The sequence below is a fragment of the Gordonia sp. ABSL11-1 genome (assembly GCF_030315685.1).
In the GTDB taxonomy this organism is placed as follows: Bacteria; Actinomycetota; Actinomycetes; order Mycobacteriales; family Mycobacteriaceae; genus Gordonia.
The window spans coordinates 1-710 of record NZ_JASXSI010000096.1 but is presented as its reverse complement, the minus strand read 5'-3'; the positions used below and the strand labels follow the sequence as shown (position 1 = coordinate 710).

General features: G+C 64.5%; 1 protein-coding gene. It reads left to right on the top strand.

Translation table 11 applies throughout. The features are described 5' to 3' along the window. The first annotated feature begins 124 nt into the window (after nt 1–124). Nucleotides 125–646: a hypothetical protein gene (locus tag QSJ19_RS26605; RefSeq protein WP_286324061.1), complete on the top strand. Its 522-nt coding sequence runs from the start codon at nt 125–127 to the stop codon at nt 644–646. Nucleotides 647–710 lie beyond the last annotated feature (64 nt).

The window sequence follows — 710 nt, the reverse complement described above, 5'->3', positions numbered from 1 at the left end:
GAGATCAAAGCCATGCTCACCGTGACTCCTCCCGATAACGTCGACGTCGGCCAGTCCGTCCAGATCGAAACGCTGGTCGACGACGACCTCGAGCATCGGTGACGTGTCGATAGAACGTCCGGGCATGACAATGACGCCCCTGCCCGACCCGCTGGAGTTCGGCTATCACCCTGTGGGCCTCCCACATGCTTGGCGACGCATCCGCGCCGACATGGCCGCTGGTCAACCTGCAGCGATGTGGCTCGACTCGACCGCGGTCGGGAACCTGACATCCACCGACGAGATCACCCAGGACGACTTCGTGTCGTCGGCCATCGTGATGGGCTGGATAGCCGGCGGCATGTCGACGTCAGTCGCGCGGCTCGCCGCCCTGGCCGGCGACGTCACCCGCAGCACACCAGGCTGGACGCCCCGGGATCAGCGCAGCGGAGGTCTACCGTTCGACGGCTTCTCCGTTCAGTTGTTCGGAACCGTCGCATCACCTTTCGGCCCACTGGTGTCGAACGCGCACACTGTTGCCTTTCCGGTCGGCGACGGAAACGCTGTCGTCATTCAACTTGCTGTCACAGCAGTGCAGGACTGGGCGGACGCAGCCGATGGTCTCGTCCTCGAAGGCACACCTGGATCGGCAGTCGCGGAGCGATAGGGTGCACGTCCGACATCTCCCGGCATGGCATCCGCGCGGGATCTCGTCGATCGGGATCGCTAAG

Bases quoted from the DNA above. Each gene is read 5' to 3' on its own strand.
- QSJ19_RS26605 (WP_286324061.1), top strand. From the start codon at position 125: ATGACAATGACGCCCCTGCCCGACCCGCTGGAGTTCGGCTATCACCCT.